12 protein-coding genes are annotated in these 17296 nt (G+C 38.9%); 5 read left to right on the top strand and 7 right to left on the bottom strand.

Annotated features, from left to right (window positions below):
• Positions 1 to 60: 60 nt before the first annotated feature.
• The 3 genes from AC1M9D_RS11670 (at position 61) to AC1M9D_RS11660 (ending at position 5083) form a co-directional block, all read left to right on the top strand.
• Positions 61 to 678: a TetR/AcrR family transcriptional regulator gene (locus AC1M9D_RS11670; RefSeq protein ID WP_035268797.1), complete on the top strand. Its 618-nt coding sequence runs from the start codon at positions 61 to 63 to the stop codon at positions 676 to 678.
• Between the two features lie 116 nt (positions 679 to 794).
• On the top strand, positions 795 to 3485 hold the full coding sequence (gene ppc, locus AC1M9D_RS11665; protein ID WP_481593771.1) for a phosphoenolpyruvate carboxylase: 2691 nt from the start codon (positions 795 to 797) through the stop codon (positions 3483 to 3485).
• Between the two features lie 302 nt (positions 3486 to 3787).
• Positions 3788 to 5083, top strand: coding sequence for a solute carrier family 23 protein (locus AC1M9D_RS11660; protein ID WP_481612236.1), 1296 nt, complete (start codon positions 3788 to 3790; stop codon positions 5081 to 5083).
• 69 nt (positions 5084 to 5152) lie between these two features.
• Here the strand turns inward: AC1M9D_RS11660 and AC1M9D_RS11655 are convergent, their stop codons facing one another.
• From AC1M9D_RS11655 to ilvD, 4 genes are all read right to left on the bottom strand, one after another.
• A complete protein-coding gene (locus tag AC1M9D_RS11655; RefSeq protein ID WP_481612235.1) occupies positions 5153 to 6844 on the bottom strand; it encodes a putative bifunctional diguanylate cyclase/phosphodiesterase in 1692 nt (563 codons plus the stop codon).
• A gap of 171 nt (positions 6845 to 7015) precedes the next feature.
• Complete coding sequence (locus AC1M9D_RS11650) at positions 7016 to 7303, bottom strand: chorismate mutase (RefSeq protein ID WP_035270424.1); 288 nt, start codon at positions 7301 to 7303, stop codon at positions 7016 to 7018.
• Positions 7296 to 8618, bottom strand: a complete 1323-nt coding sequence (locus AC1M9D_RS11645) for a hypothetical protein (protein ID WP_481612234.1) — start codon at positions 8616 to 8618, stop codon at positions 7296 to 7298. The genes AC1M9D_RS11650 and AC1M9D_RS11645 overlap by 8 nt, the downstream gene beginning before the upstream one ends.
• A 259-nt stretch (positions 8619 to 8877) precedes the next feature.
• On the bottom strand, positions 8878 to 10707 hold the full coding sequence (ilvD, locus tag AC1M9D_RS11640; protein WP_481612233.1) for a dihydroxy-acid dehydratase: 1830 nt from the start codon (positions 10705 to 10707) through the stop codon (positions 8878 to 8880).
• 381 nt (positions 10708 to 11088) lie between these two features.
• On the opposite strand from ilvD, the gene fmt reads away from it, so the two are divergent.
• Both fmt and rsmB read left to right on the top strand, forming a co-directional pair.
• Positions 11089 to 12051 carry a methionyl-tRNA formyltransferase gene (gene fmt, locus AC1M9D_RS11635; RefSeq protein WP_481612232.1) on the top strand — a complete coding sequence of 321 codons (963 nt, stop codon included), beginning with the start codon at positions 11089 to 11091 and terminating at the stop codon, positions 12049 to 12051.
• A complete protein-coding gene (rsmB, locus tag AC1M9D_RS11630) occupies positions 12048 to 13343 on the top strand; it encodes a 16S rRNA (cytosine(967)-C(5))-methyltransferase RsmB (protein ID WP_481612231.1) in 1296 nt (431 codons plus the stop codon). Before fmt ends, rsmB begins: the two co-directional genes overlap by 4 nt.
• Before the next feature lie 94 nt (positions 13344 to 13437).
• On the opposite strand, the gene AC1M9D_RS11625 is transcribed toward rsmB, so the two are convergent.
• The 3 genes from AC1M9D_RS11625 to AC1M9D_RS11615 all read right to left on the bottom strand — a co-directional run bounded on the left by AC1M9D_RS11625 (position 13438) and on the right by AC1M9D_RS11615 (position 16856).
• Complete coding sequence (locus tag AC1M9D_RS11625) at positions 13438 to 13548, bottom strand: methionine/alanine import family NSS transporter small subunit (RefSeq protein ID WP_081403317.1); 111 nt, start codon at positions 13546 to 13548, stop codon at positions 13438 to 13440.
• A 1-nt stretch (position 13549) separates the two neighbouring features.
• On the bottom strand, positions 13550 to 15034 hold the full coding sequence (locus AC1M9D_RS11620) for a sodium-dependent transporter (RefSeq protein WP_481612230.1): 1485 nt from the start codon (positions 15032 to 15034) through the stop codon (positions 13550 to 13552).
• Between the two features lie 370 nt (positions 15035 to 15404).
• Positions 15405 to 16856, bottom strand: a complete 1452-nt coding sequence (locus tag AC1M9D_RS11615) for an aldehyde dehydrogenase family protein (RefSeq protein WP_481612229.1) — start codon at positions 16854 to 16856, stop codon at positions 15405 to 15407.
• Between the last annotated feature and the right edge of the window lie 440 nt (positions 16857 to 17296).

Below are 17296 nucleotides of genomic sequence, written 5' to 3'. Positions count from 1 at the left end.
TACAGTAATTAAAAATCATTTTTCAAGGTATGACCTAAACTGTTTTTTTTGGATTTTTTTGTGCAAATGAATATTGGACGTCCTAAGGATTTAGTTAAAAAGAAACAAATATTAGAGGCAGCTAAACGTTTGTTTCTAAAACAGGGCTTTCATGGTTCAAGCATGAATCAAATTGCCAAAGAAGCTGGCGTGACTAAACTGACGGTGTATAACCATTTTCAAGATAAAGAATCGTTATTTACCTATGCAATTGCAGAAACGTGCGAAGAATCAATCAATGCTCGGCGAATCCAATTACACCCTGAATCCAATTTTTTAGAAGACTTCTATCAGGTATGTAGTTTAGCGCTGCAAATTGTCAATCTTCCTGAAGCCATTAAGCTTGAGCATTTATTATTAGAATTGGCAGCAGAGCAAAATCCTTTGGCTGAACCTTTTTATAATGCATCTCATAAGCGGTTATTTGTGGTATGGACTGATTTTTTTGCTCAAGCGATTGAGCACGGATTTATCCAGAAAGATGATGCTGAAAAGCAAACACATTTGCTCCTTTCTTTACTCTTAGGGCATCGACATCATGAAGTATTATTAGGTGTTCGTCAGGTTCCCAGTGAAGCAGAATGTGATGAAATTATTCATCAAGCCATCGAATTATTTATGCTGAAATACAAAAAATAGCTCTCTCCATTCTTAAATGGCGTATTTTTCACCTAATTTTCTTTAAATTATTTTGCAATCGCTTGGCATGTCATGAATAAGCGGTATAGTCAAAAGAACAAGAAAAGGAGAAAAAAATGATTCAACAAATTGATGCTCCATTACGTGAAGACGTACGCTTACTCGGTAATCTTTTAGGAGAGACTTTAAAAGAACAAGCTGGACAAGATTTGTTTAATCAAGTTGAACAAATTCGTGCACTCGCGAAAGGTGCACGTGATGGTGATAGCGAAGCTGAAAAACAATTAGAAAGTTTATTTTTAAGTTTAAAAGATGATGAGATTCTTCCACTCACACGCGCTTTTTCACATTTTCTGAACTTTGCCAATATTGCAGAACAATATCATGTGGTACGTAGCCGTCGCCAAAATGAGTTTGATGAAAACGGCGCTGCAGCGAATGTCCTTATTCCCCTTTTTGAAAAATTTCAACAACAGCTGATTTCAGCGGAAACCCTTTATCAACAAATTTGTGAGCTAAATATTGAGCTTGTACTCACCGCACATCCTACGGAAGTTAGTCGTCGCACCTTGATCCAAAAATATGATGGGATCAACGAGTGTTTATCTAAGTTTGATCAGCAAAAGCTGACCCCCAAACAGCGCGCTCAAGTTCTTTCTGAATTAAAACAATTGGTTTGTTCAGCATGGCAAACCGATGAAATTCGCCAACATCGTCCAACCCCAATTGATGAAGCAAAATGGGGTTTTACTACCATTGAGCAAACTTTATGGAACGCTATTCCTAAGTTTGTCCGTGAATTGAATCAATTGGTTCAAGAGCATTGTTCTCAAGCTTTACCTTTAGATATTGCACCTGTGCGGTTTGCATCTTGGATGGGTGGTGACCGAGATGGAAACCCAAATGTCACACACAAAGTGACTCAAGAAGTTTTATGGTTATCTCGATGGAAAGCCGCGGATCTCTACCTCCGAGATATTGAAGATTTACGTTGGGAGCTTTCTGTTCAGGCGTGCAGTGATGAACTAAAGACTGCCTTAGGTCAGCCTCATCCAGAGCCTTATCGTGAATATTTAAGAACAACACGTGAACGCTTAAAAATTACAAGAGAATGGCTCACTGCAAAATTACAAGGTCAACATTCTGATGTGGATCGTAGCCAGATTATTCATCACAAAGATGAGTTGTTGCAGCCATTATTGTTATGTTATCGCTCATTAGTCGATTCAAACCTTTCCGGTATCGCTCAAGGAAAGTTACTCGATTTTATTTATCGCGTGAATTGTTTCGGTATTGAGTTATTAAAACTAGATATTCGCCAAGAGTCAGGTCGTCATCGTCAAGCAATTTCAGCGATTACTGAGTATCTTGGACTTGGCAATTTTGAGACATGGACTGAACAAGCCCGTCAAAACTTCTTATTACAAGAACTGCAAAGCAAACGCCCTTTACTTCCTAAACATCTTAATGAATCTGCTCAAAGTCTTATTGAGCATCCTGATGTTCAAGAAGTATTCGCTACCATGCGAACTTTGGCAGAACAACCTGCTGAAAGTCTAGGTGCTTATATTATTTCAATGGCGGAATATCCAAGTGACGTTTTGGCGGTTCTATTACTCCAAAAAGAAGCAGGTATTAAGCAACCTCTGCGTGTAGTTCCATTATTTGAAACGTTAAAAGATTTAGATGGCGCAGCTTCGACCATGAATACTTTATTCAGTATGCATTGGTACAAACAACATATTCAAAACAAGCACGAGGTCATGATTGGTTACTCTGACTCAGCAAAAGATGCAGGTTTCATGTCTGCGAATTGGGCTCAGTACCGTGCACAAGAAGAGTTAACAGCTATTGCCAAACAACATGGTATACAACTCACTTTGTTCCATGGTCGTGGTGGCTCAATTAGTCGTGGTGGTGCTCCAACCCAACAAGCACTATTTTCACAACCACCTGGCTCAATCTCAGGTGCAATCCGTGTGACCGAACAAGGCGAAATGATCCGATTCAAATTTGGATTAGAAGAAATCGCACTGCAAAATTTAGAAATTTATACCGCAGCTACCTTAGAAGCGACTTTACTCCCACCACCAGAACCCAAGGCAGCATGGCGCGAGTTGATGCACAAGATGACGGAACTCTCTGTGAATGTTTACCGTCAAACAGTCCGCGAAAACCCTCATTTTGTCCAATACTTAAGAACCGTGACGCCAGAGCTTGAATTACAGATGCTACCTTTGGGTTCAAGACCAGCGAAACGAAAAATCAGCGGTGGTATTGAATCCTTACGTGCAATTCCATGGGTATTTGCATGGACTCAAATTCGATTAATGCTTCCAGCATGGTTAGGTACTGGTGCAGCCATCAATCAAGTCATTTCAGAAGGTCACAAAGCTGAGCTAGATGAAATGTTAGAACAATGGCCTTATTTCCAAACTTTAATTGATATGTTGGAGATGGTGCTATCTAAATCAGATAGCAATGTCGCATTGTATTATGAATCTCATCTCACCCAAGATGAAAATCTTAAAGTATTGGGTGCGGAACTACGCCAACGCTTACATGACGCAGTACAAACTTTATTGGCAATGAAAGGTGAATCTAAATTACTCAGTTCTAATGAAGTTCTTGATCAAGCCATGAAGATTCGTAAACCCTATCTTCTTCCATTACACCTGTTACAAGCAGAACTCATGAAAAGACGACGCGAATATTTAGCTGAACGAACTGTCGAACAAACTGAGGTTGACCATGCATTAATGGTAAGTATTGCAGGTATTGCTGCTGGATTACGTAATACGGGTTGATTTCACGACTGCCTATGCTCAAGTACCTTTATGGGCTTGAGCAATTTAGAGACTTTATTCTAATTTTCAGTAATGACAACAAAGAACTATAAATTTTTTACTCAATATGGATATAGATTTTTTTGATATAGCTGAATTGCAATAGGCTGATTTTACTTTATTTTTAAAACATATTTTTTTTACCGATGGGTAAAAATTCAATAAAAGTCAGACCATTAGTTTTAATAATTTTTCAAGAAACAGATGATTTCTCATAAAACAGGCGTATGATGTGCACAATTTAACTATTGAGTGCTCACTTTATGACCAGTTGGTTTCCTAAATGGCGTCCCTTCACGGATGATATTGATACGCGTCCTGTTGGCACGACCGAATATTTACCTCCTGCGCAAAGTGTAGTTCTTGGCATTCAACATGCTTTTGCCATGTTTGGTGCGACAGTTTTAGCACCATTATTAATGGGTTTTGATCCTAATCTTGCCATATTAATGTCAGGTATTTGTACCCTGTTATTTTTCCTCATCACTGGCGGTCGAGTGCCCAGTTATTTAGGCTCAAGCTTTGCTTTTATTGGTGTAGTCATCGCGGCAACGGGCTATGCCGGTGCTGGAGCAAATGCGAATATTGCATTAGCTGCTGGGGGAATTATTGCCTGTGGTGTACTTTATGCCTTAATTGGTTTTCTGGTGATGGCAACAGGTACTCGATGGATTGAAAAGCTCATGCCTCCTGTAGTAACAGGTTCTGTGGTCATGATCATCGGTCTGCATCTTGCACCGGTAACGGTAAAAAGTGTCGCGGGTAATCCATTTAATATGTGGATGGCATTGATTACTGTCATGTGTATGGCTTCAATTGCAGTATTCACCAAAGGGATGCTACAACGCCTACTTTTACTTGTGGGTTTGGTGCTGTCTTATATCGTATACTGTGTTATTACGAATATCATGGGTTACGGTACTCCAATTAACTTCACGCCGATTACACAAGCTGCATGGTTTGGTCTGCCTAACTTTCATGCTCCTGAGTTCAGTACGAACGCGATGCTCATCATTGCTCCTGTAGCTTTAATTTTAGTGGCTGAAAACTTAGGTCACATCAAAGCAGTCTCTGCCATGACTGGTGAAAATCTAGACCCACATATTGGTAAAGCGTTTGTAGCCGATGGTGTTGCAACATCATTAGCCGGTGGTGTAGGTGCTCCAGGCATGACCACTTATGGGGAAAATATTGGCGTGATGGCTGTGACACGTGTCTATTCCACGATTATTTTCGCCATCGCAGGTGTATTCGCAATTTTCCTTGGCTTATCACCAAAATTTGGTGCAATTATTCAAACCATCCCAACTGCGATTCTTGCAGGTGCATCAATTGTGGTGTTTGGTTTAATTACCATAGCTGGTGCTAAAATTTGGATCGAACATCGTGTCGATTTCTCTAAAAATAAAAACCTCATGATTGCTGCGATCACACTGATCTTAGGTACTGGTGACTTTGCGCTTCAATTTGGTAGCTTTAATTTAGGTGGTATTGGAACGGCTACTTTTGCTGCATTATTCCTGAATTGGTTCTTTAGCTTAGGTGAAAAGTCTAACTAAAAACCTATCGCATATAAAAAAAGAGAGCTTAATGCTCTCTTTTTTAATTTTTTATTCTATTTGAGTATCTTAAGATCTTTTTTCAATCGGTTGAGGTCGACCAAAATAATAGCCTTGAAACGTATTACAGCCATTTTCTTTCAGAACTTGGAACTGCTCTTCAGTTTCTACACCCTCTGCCACCACATTCAGATCGAGAATTTGTGCTAAATCAATAATCGTTTTCACAATAGCAATATCACGTGGATTACCGACAATATTTTCTACAAATGAACGATCAATTTTGAGTTGATCCAATGGAAGCATTTTGAGGTAATTCAATGAGGAATATCCTGTTCCAAAATCATCCATAGAGAATCTTAATCCACGCTCGATGAGCTTTTTCATTTTCTCAATTGAGTTATGCATATCGGTATAGAACATGCTTTCGGTGAGTTCTAAACGTAATAACGTTGGATCAATTCCCGCTTCATCAATAATCCGAAGCACATTTTTATCAAAGTCAGTTTTGCGGAATTGTTCGACACTAATATTGACTGAAATCGTCCAGTTTGAGGATTCAGGGTACTTACTCCAAGCCTTTAACTGTTGACAAGCTAATACTAAAACACGATTACCAACATCATGTATGAGATCAGTTTTCTCCACTTCTTCAATAAATCGACCTGGTAAAATTAAACCGTGTTCAGGATGACTCCAACGTAGCAAGGCCTCATACCCAATCACTTCCTCTTCACGATTTACTAAAATCTGATAATAAAGTTGGAACTCATCTCGTAATAAAGCTAATCTTAAATCATTTAATAAAGCAGCTTTAGCAATAACACTTTGTTCCATTTCAGGATCAAAAACACATATGCAGTTTTTACCATTTTCTTTAGCTTGATACAGCGCCATGTCGGCGTACTTAAGCAACTCATTTTTTGGCAATTTTGAATTACGGAAAATAAAAATTCCGATACTAGAGCTAGTATGGATTTTATTATCCTTTAATACGAAAGGCTCATTTAATGCAGCACGAACTTTATCAGCGATTTGCATCACTGCTTGATTAGCAATCGTTTCATCTGGATCTAAATCTGAAAGAATAATTAAAAACTCGTCTCCACCAAGACGGACAATTGCATTCTGCTGTGCCACACACTCCATAAGGCGCACCGAGACCATTTTGAGTAGGTCATCTCCACGATCGTGTCCTAACGTGTCATTAATATTTTTGAAGTTATCCAAATCCAACATCATGAGTGCACTATGTGTACCATTTTGTTTACATGATTCAATCACCTCCAACATGCGTTCTTGCATAAAACGGCGGTTAGGCAATCCCGTTAATTCATCATGTAATGCCATATAACGTGCATGGTCTTCGGAATTTTTTAGCTGTGTGATATCAGTTCGAATGGAGATATAGTTTTGTAAAACGCCATTATTATCTTTAAGCGGCACAATCGTGGTTTCAACCCAATATAAAGAACCATTTTTAGCTCGGTTACAAATTTCGCCTTTCCAAATTTCTCCACTCGAAATGGCTTTCCACATATATTTAAAAAAACTTCTCGGGTGATAGCCTGAATTAATAATTTTATGTGTTGATCCGACCAATTCTTCATAAGAATACTGCGAGATATTACAAAACTTCTCATTAACATGAGTAATGACGCCACGTGCATCTGTTATGGCTACAATTGAATGTGCATCAATGGCTACTTTATAGTTTTCAAGATCCTTGACTATTTTTTCTAATTGTAACTGGGTATCCATAGCGCCTTCGACCGTCAGTCTAAAAAGTGATGTATCCAAATGTTAACTTAATATTATTTTTTGTAACACTAAGCTTTGTTGAACCAGTTCACAAATCGGCTATATATTTTGTAAATTTCAATGAATAAAAGAGGAAACTAAGTTCCTCATTCTTATTAAGAATTCCGACTGTTATGGTCGTATTTCTTTTAACTCTCTTTGAATAAAGTGTTGAATCATCTCTCGATATATTTTTTCCATCAGTAATGGATCCACACCATTCTTTGTAGCCAATTCACGTATTTTTTCAATCACTATTTCAACACGTTCAGGTGACTGTACATCTTGGATAGTTCTTTTAAATCGCACTGCCTGATCTACGTAATATTGGCGTAAACCAATTAATTCTGTTATGGCTTGATCAATTGAATCTATTTGTGCTCGAGCTTGCTGAAGGGTTTCGCATTTTTCTTTATTGATTTTCAATTGATTCGGTATCCCTGTGTTCAGATTCATTTTCACTTTTGTACTTTTGTTCTAACACATTACTGAAAATACTTTCAATCATCCATACACGATATAAGCTATTAAACACATAACTCTTTCCATCGATACGAAGCTCAAGCACTGGTAAATCAGGTTGTGATTTCATCTCACAGAGTAATTGATTTTCTTCTAGCTTTTGACTGATCGACTCTTCAGTGAGCGTCGTAATATTCAAGCTCTGTTTTAAGGCTTGAATATGAGGTCGATACGATAGATCTTTACCTTTACTCCATACAGCCTGCAAGATTTCATACATTGCATCAAGACGTTGATCCTCAGGCACACTGTAAAACAATCGTGCTATTTCATATGTCACCTGCTGAGTCGGTCGGCAAAACGGCGTAAATTTTACTTCTGTTCGTTTAGATAAACGCGTTGCCAAACTCCAATCAAATAAATCTCGTCCCTGATATTGCAATGGATAAACGGTAAGTTGGATATCGTAATAATCGGCAAGTTCCTCTTTAATATAAGCTAATAATAACCAAGAGATCGGATCTTCTAATGCAATATAGAGGTCCAACTCAGGATTCATCGCCTGAATCTCAGATAATTCTTCAGCATCATTCATTAGGTGTTCCCGCCACTCAATATGATTGATGAGAAAAATAGGATTACCGGTCAAGAGTCTTTGTTGTTTTAAACGGCGGGTCAATCTTAATAAATCATCTACCGCATGATACCTACGATTACCGAGCTCAAAAAAACTTGCTAAAACTGGCGTGTGATCAAAAGTTCGCTCAGCGATTTGTTGTTCTTTTCGATGTCGACTGGCCATGACATACAAAGTACGTAATTTTCCATACTGCTGTTGCCACAACATATGGAAGACATCTTCCAATAAATAGATAAAATTTTCACCTGTTAATGGGGTATTTCGTAAAATCGTTTCTGCCTGTTGAATCGCTTCAGCACTTGGTATTTCAGGCTTTTCATTATCGAATCCGAAACGATGCTGGTACGCTAAAATTTGGGCATCACGTAGACTGTAATCTTGCCACTCTTCAGGACTCATATCATTTGGAGCTTCAGCAGCAGTATCTGAGATAACAATTTTTAACGGCTTAATTTCATCTTTTAAAATGTCATTTAATTGTGCCAATTGCTGGACTGCAAGATAACTATACACATCATCTAAACGAAGATAGATCGTTAAACCCTGCTCAGTTGACAAGACCTCTTGACGATTTGGTTTCTGATAAAACCAACTCGATCGTAGCGGATCAAACCAACGGCGTAACAATGACATGAGATGTGCCTCAGATGATTTTACTGGTAAATTATGTGCTCAAAGTATCGAATTCATCGCTTTTTTTAAAACTAAAAAAGTTTGAACGCGAGCAAAACTTATATCAAGACAAAGAGAATTGATCAATATTTATGACCTTTCTATCAAATATTGTCATTAATGTAATTGACGCTTTCAGATGAAATTCAAACTTTTCGTGATTAAAAAAGCATCCCGAAGGATGCTTTTTTAATCATGATTGATCTAGTTTATAAGCAGATTAGATATCACGTACCGCACCTTTTGCAGCACTTGTTGCATGCATTGCATACGCTTTCAGTGCTTTAGATACTTTACGTGGACGCTCTTTCGCAGGCTTCCAACCTTTAGCTTCTTGTACTTCACGGCGCGCAGCCAATACATCATCAGCAACTGCTAAGTGAATCGTACGGTTTGGAATATCAATTTCGATACGGTCGCCATCTTCAACTAAAGCAATTGCACCGCCTTCAGCCGCTTCTGGAGACACGTGACCAATTGAAAGACCTGATGAACCACCCGAGAAACGACCATCAGTCACAAGCGCACAGTCTTTACCTAAGCCTTTTGATTTTAAGTAGCTTGTTGGATACAGCATTTCTTGCATACCCGGACCACCTTGTGGACCTTCGTAACGAATCAGAACCACGTCACCTGCTACGATTTTGCCGCCTAAGATTGCTTCTACTGCATCATCTTGGCTTTCAAATACGCGTGCTGTACCGTTGAATTTCAGAATCGAGTCATCTACACCAGCCGTTTTTACGATACAGCCATCAAGTGCGATGTTACCGTAAAGAACTGCCAAACCGCCGTCTTTAGAGAAAGCATGTTCTGCATTACGAATCACGCCATTTTCACGGTCGCCATCAAGACGTGTGTAGTAACGGTCTTGTGAGAATGCTGTTTGTGTTGGTACACCGCCCGGTGCTGATTTAAAGAAGTTATATACCTCTTCATTTTCAGTACGAATAATGTCCCACTTATCTAAAGCATCTTTCAATGTTTTTTCATGTACGGTTGGTACAGAAGTATCTAACAAGCCTGCACGGTCTAATTCGCCAAGGATCGACATGATACCGCCTGCACGATGGACATCTTCCATGTGAACATTTTTAACCGCAGGTGCAACTTTACATAGTACAGGCACTTTACGTGATAAACGATCGATATCGTCCATTGTAAAATCAACTTCTGCTTCATGCGCAGCCGCTAATAAGTGAAGTACTGTATTGGTAGAACCACCCATCGCGATATCTAAAGTCATGGCATTTTCATAAGCAGCTTTAGGGGCAATGTTGCGTGGTAATACGCTGTAATCATTTTGTTCGTAATGGCGTTTTGTGATTTCAACAATCAACTGACCCGCACGCTCAAATAGTTTTTTACGGTTGGCATGCGTTGCAAGTGTTGAACCATTACCCGGTAATGATAAACCTAATGCTTCTGTCAAACAGTTCATTGAGTTTGCAGTAAACATCCCTGAACATGAACCACAAGTTGGACATGCAGAACGTTCGTATGCTTTTACTTCTTCATCTGTGTAGTTGTCATCTGCAGCAACAATCATGGCATCCACAAGGTCAATCGCTTGTTCACCACCACGAATTTGGACTTTACCAGCTTCCATTGGACCGCCTGAAACAAACACCACAGGAATGTTCAAGCGCATTGCCGCCATCAACATTCCCGGTGTGATTTTGTCGCAGTTCGAGATACAAACCATTGCATCTGCACAGTGTGCATTGACCATGTATTCGACTGAGTCAGCAATCAAGTCACGCGATGGTAATGAATACAACATTCCGTCGTGACCCATTGCAATACCGTCGTCTACTGCGATTGTATTAAATTCTTTAGCTACACCACCCACTTGTTCAATCTGACGTGCAACAAGCTGACCTAAGTCTTTAAGATGCACATGACCCGGTACGAATTGTGTGAATGAGTTGACTACTGCAATAATTGGTTTGCCAAAATCTTCGTCTTTCATTCCAGTTGCACGCCATAAGCCACGTGCACCCGCCATATTTCTTCCGTGTGTTGATGTTTTCGAACGATAGTCAGGCATTTTTATTTCCAACTTAAGCTGAGCTCGATGAATATGTATTCAATCTGGCTAAATGATACTGAAATATAAGGCTAAATCAGTTGAACCTTACTTCTATTATGACAGCTTTCTGATTAACAGTTAACCATTGCTTGCAATTGTTCGTATAGGTCTGATTTGCCCTCAACGATCTAAATCGATGTAAGAGATGTGATCTACTATAAACCCTTATCTGAAATCGTAATACAAAACTTTCATGAATCTTTTTTTAAAAATACATAAATTTTATTAATCACACCTTAAGCACAAAATGCACATGAAAACGTTTCAAATTACGACCTTATTTGGGCGAAAATCGCTTTTGGCATATAATGTTCTTTATATTGTTTTGGAAGTGTCTGAGTGAAAATCATCTTTGCGGGAACCCCTGAATTTGCAGCGAGTGCATTAGCAGCTTTGCTAAAGACTTCTCATGAAATTGTTGCTGTGTATACGCAGCCAGACCGTAAAGCAGGACGTGGACAAAAACTAACAGCGTCAGCGGTAAAGCAATTGGCGCTTGAGCACAATATTCCTGTTTATCAACCTTTACATTTTAAATCGTCGACTGAGGAAGGTTTGGCTGCTCAAGCTGAACTCAAGTCTTTCAATGCTGATGTGATGGTGGTCGCAGCATACGGTTTAATCTTGCCTCAAGTCGTTTTAGATACACCTAAATACGGCTGCTTGAATATTCATGGTTCCTTATTGCCTCGCTGGCGAGGTGCAGCCCCTATTCAACGCGCTATCGCGACAGGTGATACTGAAACAGGTATTACGATCATGAAAATGGCAGCTGGTCTAGACACTGGTGACATGATGTTTAAAACGATCTGTCCTATTACGGCTGAAGATACTTCCGCAACCTTACATGATAAACTGGCTCAACAAGGGGCTGAAGCCACTCTCGCTGTTTTAGAAAGTGAAGACACTTTAAAACATTATTTAGATACACGTGAAGTTCAAGATGAATCACTTACAGTGTATGCACATAAACTGTCGAAGGCTGAAGCTCAAATTAACTGGGCAAATGATGCTGTGACGATTGATCGTAATATCCGTGCTTTCAATCCTTGGCCCGTAGCTTTCACACCTATTGATGAAACCAACAATTTACGCATTTGGAATTCGAAACTTTCTCCACTCACTCCATCAACTCAACAAATCGGTGAAATCATCGCTGTCGATCAGGATGGTGTTCACGTTGTGTGTGGTGATCATCAAGTGATTTGCCTCACTCAACTTCAGTGGCCAGGCGGTAAAGCGCTCAATGCTGCACAAATTCTACAAAGTCAAAAATTGCAGCCAGGACAGATCTTCGCATGAGCCAACAATCTTCTCATTTAAATTTACGCGGACATGTGATTAAAACATTACTGGCCGTTCAGAATGGGCAATCCCTCACCTCTGTTCTTTCCCAACATCTTTCATTGGTTGGTGAGCGTGATCGGGCCTTATTTCATGAATTGACTTTAGGCACTTTACGCCAATGGCATGCACTTAAAGCAATTACTCTCCCTCTTCTGACTAAACCGCTCAACAATGAAACCGTTGAAAGCTGCCTATATTTAGGTTTATATCAACTGCTTTGCACGCGTATTCCAGCACATGCGGCTATCTCAGAAACGGTAACAGCCACCAAACAACTTGGTTTTGAAGCTTTAAGTGGCGTCGTGAATGCGATTCTACGTCGTGTTTCACGTGAAACTGAAGAATTCGGCGAAGCATTAGACCAAGCCCATGGTTTACCTAGTTGGCTATTTAAACGCTTGAAAAAAGATTGGCCAGAGCATCTTGAAATGCTTTCAGCTGAGCTTAAACTGGCTGCGCCTTTGACACTACGTGTAAATGAACGACAAGTAAGCCGTGAGGAATATTTAGATATTCTTGATGAAGAAGGGATTGATGCTCATCCATGTGAATGGTCCGATGTAGGCATTATCTTAGATCAATCCGTGCATATTCCTTACCTCCCTGGCTTTGAAGAAGGTGGTTTTTCTGTTCAGGATGAACATGCTCAACTTTGCGCGACCTTGTTGCCGAATCTTGATGATAAGATCGTAATTGATGCATGTGCGGCTCCAGGTGGAAAAACAGCACATATTTTAGAGTGTTATCGTCCTAAAAAGCTGTATGCGATCGATCACGACACAAAGCGTTTAAGCCGCGTAAGTGAAAACTTAGAGCGTCTTGCTCTTAATCATTATGCACCAGTGGAAATACTGACTGCTGATGCTACGGTATGGTCTGCACCTGAACAGGCTGACTGTATTATTCTTGATGCACCGTGTTCTGCTATTGGAGTTGTACGACGTCATCCAGATATTCGTTTACTTCGCCAATCTACCGATATCCAACAAACGGTTGCTCTTCAAAAACAGATTCTGAATCATATGTGGCAACAACTCAAAGTTGGCGGGTCAATGCTTTATATTACCTGCTCGATTTTGAAAGCTGAAAATGAACACCAAATGATTGATTTCTTCAACACGCATGCAGATGCTCAAGAAATCAAATTAAATGTAAATTGGGGAATTGAACAAATCCACGGCCGTCAGTTATTGCCACAACAAGGTCATGGGGATGGATTCTATTATTGTTTAATTCAAAAGATTTAATGCTATTTTTTAAGATAGTTTATTTCTAATTTACCGACATATTAAAAAAGCCATGACTCATGTCATGGCTTTTTTAATATTGATCTGAAGTAGTTTAATCTTCAAGCTCATCTGGGTTTTTTGCCAAATGAATCATGGCTAAAATAAGACCACCCCATAACAGCACTGTTGAGATAATAAGCATCATTAAAGCAGAAGTATTCATCTTATTTCTCCTCAGATCCATTGTCTTTTAGACGACTAAAAACAACCGCACAGAACACAAAGATTGCAACTACACCGCCACCAATTGGCAATAGAATCTCAATTGGATAACCGCCATAGCCTTCAGTAAATATTGAGTTCAAAGTTAGCAATAACGCAGCTAACAATGAAATTGGCGTGACTATCGTCAACATGAAGTTCCAACCAACACCTAGCTTAATACTAGAATATTGATTTACATGCTCTTGAAGTTGCTTTAACAATGGTCGACGGAACCATGACACCAATACAATTGATAATAAGCCACCCGCGACAATACCAATATTATTGGCAAAGTAATCGATAATATCGACAAACGTAATCGCGCTGTGAGTTGAAAACAATAAAGTTGAAACAATTGCTGAACCACCTGCAATAATTGTCACAGCCTTCTTACGAGACCATCCTAACTTGTCTTGAAAACCTGCGATTGGAACTTGAAGAATACTGACCATGGATGTAATCCCTGCAACTGTTAAAGATGCAAAGAACAAGAAGCCAAATAAGTCTCCGCCAGCCCCCATGCTTGAAATGATTTTAGGGAAAGCGATAAAAGCTAAACCAATACCACCAGATACCACATCGTCAACTGAAGCACCCGCACTGTAGGCCATGAAACCTAATGCTGCAAATACCCCAATACCAGCTAAAATTTCAAAAGATGAATTTGCAAGAGCAACGACTAGTCCAGAACCAGTTAAATTCGTTTTTTTCTTCAAATACGAAGCGTAGGTCAACATAATCCCGAAACCAACGGATAACGAGAAAAAGATATGGCCAAATGCAGCTAACCACACTTTATAGTTGCCCATTGCTTCCCAGTTTGGTGTAAAGAATGCATTTAAACCTTGGACAGCACCTGGTAAACGAATAGCTTGAATCACGAGAATCGTAAATAAAACCACCAATAATGGCATAAAGATCTTATTCGACAATTCCACGCCTTTCTTCACCCCACCATACAGGATGAACATAACGATCGCCCAAACGACAACCAAACCTATAAATAAGGTCGGAACAAATCCAAATGCTAAACCTTCGCCATTTTGAAGATAGGTAGTGAAAAAGAATTTCTCTGTATCACTTCCCCACTGTTGACCAAACGAGTAGAACATATAACTACCCGCCCATGACAATACACTGGCATAGTAAATACCAATAATTAATGTCACAGCGACTTGCCACCAACCCAATGATTCACCATTCATCAACTTCTTGTAAGCTGTGGGTGGGGCTTTACGGTATTTATGTCCAACTGCATAATCTAAAAATAAAAGTGGGAGACCGGCAGCAAAAATTGCAACCAGATAAGGGATTAAAAATGCCCCGCCACCATTTTCATATGCGACATAGGGAAAACGCCAAATATTGCCTAAACCTACTGCAGAACCAATAGCTGCAATAATAAAACCTGATCTGGCGCTCCAATTTTCACGTGAAGCTGTCATATAGTACCTAATCCGTAAATGGGTACACGCTTACTGCTATTGTTGATGTTATCTCGCAAGTAATTGCATACCATTAAAATTTTGTTGTTTGAATCAGAAACGGCCTTTTGAGCATTTTTTTCGAATTACAAACCACCCCTTATTTAATATTCTTGGTTAAAGAAAGATGAAATAAAGGATGTTTAATGAATCAACAATAGCGCTTTTAATCAGATTTTTCTGTAATTAATTCAGGAAAAAACTGTGTTTCATCATTTTTTTATTCTTATTGATTAATTTTAACTCAATATGTTTATTTTTAAATCACTGCGTTAATCTAAACTAAATAATTTAAAAGGAGCGTTATGCTCCTTTTAACAAAAAAAAATAATTATCCTTGTTTAATCACAAGCAAACGCTCTTCTTGCATATCTCGAATTGCTGATTGAATCCCTTCTCGACCTAGACCCGAATCTTTAACGCCACCATAAGGCATATTATCTACACGGAATGATGGAATATCATTAATGATGACACCACCTACATGTAAATGATTCCACGCATACATCATTTTATTCAGACTTTGTGTATAAACGCCAGCTTGTAGACCAAATCGGCTTTGATTAATTGTAGCAATGCCTTTTTCAAAATCTTTGTACTTCTCTAGAATGGCAACGGGTCCAAAAGCTTCATCTTTATAAATTTCTAAAGACGCATCAACATTTTCTAACAATATTGGATCAAATAAAGCCCCTTTAACCTGACCTTCAACTAAAACTTTGGCGCCTTTCTTTACCGCTTTATCAACCCATTTTTTAAGCCTTTTAGCTTCTACCTCCTTGATCATAGGGCCACATAAGGTCGAGTCTGAATTCGGATCGCTCGCTTTGATTTTTTTTATTTTGGAAATTAATTTCTTCTTTAAATCCGTATAAATATTTTCATGGACTAAAATTCTTTGGACACTAATACAAACTTGACCTGCATGGTTATAAGCTCCCCCAATAAGACGATCAATTAACACATCAGATATTTCAGTATCAGGTTCAATTAAAACAGCAGCATTTCCACCAAGCTCTAAGGTGACTTTTTTTCGACCAGCACGTGCTTTCATATCCCAACCGACTTCATCCGATCCAGTAAAACTGAGTAATTTGAATCGGTCATCGGTTACCAAGATATCTGCCTGTTCGCGAGGACAAGGTAAAACTGAAAATGCACCTTGAGGTAAATCAGTTTCAGCCAACACTTCTGCAATTTTTAGAGCAGAAACTGGTGTAAGTGACGCAGGTTTCAGTACGAAAGGACACCCTGCTGCAATTGCAGGTGCAATTTTATGAGCAGTTAAATTAAGTGGAAAATTAAAAGGACTAATTAATGATATAGCACCAATCGGAACATGTTTAATCATACCTGTGTAACCCTGTGCAGCAGCTGTTACAGCCAATGGCATTAAACGCCCATCGTCGATTTGGGTAACAGCATCAGCAGCGATTTGAAAGGTATTTATAAGACGCTCAACTTCAGCCTGAGCTGCTTTTAATGGCTTTCCACCCTCTGCAATCAAAATTGCAGTTAATTCCTCTCTCATTTCGCTAAAGCGTTTGACACAATGTAATAAAATCTTTTGCTTTTGAAATGGTTCTAATTTTGCCATCGCCTGTTCTGCATCAATTGCAGATTGGATTGCTTTTTCTAAAGTATTTGCATCTGCTAAGGCTACTCGGGCAAATGTTTTTTGGCTAAATTTATCTTTTACCTCAAGCCATTGACCTGTTTGGGATGCTTTAGAGGCAACATAAAGAGAATAATCACACTCAATTTTTTTTTCTGAATTGGTCATCGCGTATCCTTAAATATATTCGGATTTAAAATTTTTAAATTCACTATATCATGACCTCTCAAGCAACTTCTGTTCATGAGTAATTAAGTAATATATTTTTCACTCTTACTTTTTATTATATACATGCCTCTATTGCATCTCGCATGCATTTTAGTCACTCATTACCTAAAGCATTAAAATACAACCACGACCTATAGAAACTAATCATGCTTTATGAATTTGAGCATCAGATGGATAAAAGCGGTTGTTATAAATGTTCAAGACATAAAATTTATCGTTTATATGATTATTTTTTCAATTTTAAGATTAAAAATGTATTTAACGGATATTTTCCCGTACCCATGCCTTCCCCTTTATTTTTATATCTTTATTTTTTTCTTTTCACATATAAAAAACACCCCCTTCTATTGAAGGGGGTGTTTAGAATAATGAGCTGGCGA

The sequence above is a fragment of the Acinetobacter sp. ANC_7682 genome (assembly GCF_056779795.1).
Note: the sequence above shows the minus strand (reverse complement) of the source record. Positions and strands in the feature narration are given on the sequence as shown.

What these genes read in the sequence shown, in the direction of transcription:
- ppc (WP_481593771.1), top strand. Translation starts at nt 795, where the DNA reads ATGATTCAACAAATTGATGCTCCATTACGTGAAGACGTACGCTTACTC.
- AC1M9D_RS11660 (WP_481612236.1), top strand. Translation starts at nt 3,788, where the DNA reads ATGACCAGTTGGTTTCCTAAATGGCGTCCCTTCACGGATGATATTGAT.
- AC1M9D_RS11655 (WP_481612235.1), bottom strand. Translation starts at nt 6,844, where the DNA reads ATGGATACCCAGTTACAATTAGAAAAAATAGTCAAGGATCTTGAAAAC.
- AC1M9D_RS11645 (WP_481612234.1), bottom strand. Translation starts at nt 8,618, where the DNA reads ATGTCATTGTTACGCCGTTGGTTTGATCCGCTACGATCGAGTTGGTTT.
- ilvD (WP_481612233.1), bottom strand. Translation starts at nt 10,707, where the DNA reads ATGCCTGACTATCGTTCGAAAACATCAACACACGGAAGAAATATGGCG.
- rsmB (WP_481612231.1), top strand. Translation starts at nt 12,048, where the DNA reads ATGAGCCAACAATCTTCTCATTTAAATTTACGCGGACATGTGATTAAA.
- AC1M9D_RS11625 (WP_081403317.1), bottom strand. Translation starts at nt 13,548, where the DNA reads ATGAATACTTCTGCTTTAATGATGCTTATTATCTCAACAGTGCTGTTA.
- AC1M9D_RS11620 (WP_481612230.1), bottom strand. Translation starts at nt 15,034, where the DNA reads ATGACAGCTTCACGTGAAAATTGGAGCGCCAGATCAGGTTTTATTATT.
- AC1M9D_RS11615 (WP_481612229.1), bottom strand. Translation starts at nt 16,856, where the DNA reads ATGACCAATTCAGAAAAAAAAATTGAGTGTGATTATTCTCTTTATGTT.